The organism is Phytoactinopolyspora endophytica (genome assembly GCF_004138495.1).
Lineage (GTDB): Bacteria > Actinomycetota > Actinomycetes > Jiangellales > Jiangellaceae > Phytoactinopolyspora > Phytoactinopolyspora endophytica.
Genome location: NZ_ML142867.1, coordinates 79,876 through 80,897 on the forward strand (window position 1 = coordinate 79,876; position 1,022 = coordinate 80,897).

Annotated in this window: 1 protein-coding gene; it reads left to right on the forward strand. The window is 67.9% G+C overall.

Translation table 11 applies throughout. The features are described from left to right. Positions 1–1,022, forward strand: a 1,022-nt coding sequence (locus ELR45_RS28100) for an FAD-linked oxidase C-terminal domain-containing protein (protein ID WP_205857409.1), incomplete at both ends; no start/stop codon positions are given.

Consider the following 1,022-nt stretch of genomic DNA (forward strand, 5'->3'; position numbering starts at 1 on the left):
CACCGGGTGCCGTTCGTCGCCCGGGGATCCGGCACCGGTCTCTCCGGCGGCGCGCTCCCCCATGCCGAAGGTGTGCTCGTCGTCATGTCGCAGATGCGTACCATCCGCGACATAGACATCGAGAATCAGCGCGCCGCCGTCGACCCCGGGGTCATCAACCTCCAGCTCAGCCAAGCGACGAGCCCAGATGGGTATTACTTCGCACCGGACCCGTCCAGCCAGACCGTCTGCTCCATCGGTGGAAACGTCGCCGAGAACTCAGGGGGCGCACATTGCCTGAAGTATGGGTTCACCACGAACCACGTGACCGGGATAGACCTGGTAACCCCCGGCGGTGACCTCGTGGAGATCGGGGGCAAAGCGCCCGACCCGCCCGGCTACGACCTGCTCGGCGCCCTCGTCGGCTCCGAGGGCACCCTCGGCATCGTCACGTCCGTCACGGTGCGGCTGACCCGCCTGCCGCAGGACGTCCGCACGTTCCTCGCGGGTTTCCGCACCGTCGACGACGCCGGGGCTGCGACCTCGGCGATCATCGCTGACGGGATCATCCCGGCGGCGATCGAGATGATGGACGCGCTCGCGATCGAAGCCGCGGAGAAGGCCGTGCAATGCGGCTACCCGGCGGACGCAGGCGCGGTGCTCGTCATCGAGCTCGACGGTCACACCGCGGACGTCAACGGCGAGTTCTCGGCTGTGCTGCGCCACTGTGAGGAGAACGGCGCCTTCGAGACCCGGGTGGCGGCCGACGACGCCGAACGGTCCCTGATCTGGAAGGGCCGAAAGTCCGCGTTCGCCGCTGTGGGACGCATCAGCCCTGATTACATCGTCCAGGACGGCGTGATCCCGCGGACCGCCTTGCCGCGGGTGCTACGCCAGATCGCCGAATTGAGCAGCGAACTCGGAGTACGTGTCGCGAACGTCTTCCACGCCGGCGACGGCAATCTCCACCCTCTGGTCCTGTTCGACGACGCCGAGGACGGAGCCGCCGAACGCGCCGAGGAGGTCGCCGGAAGAATCCTCGA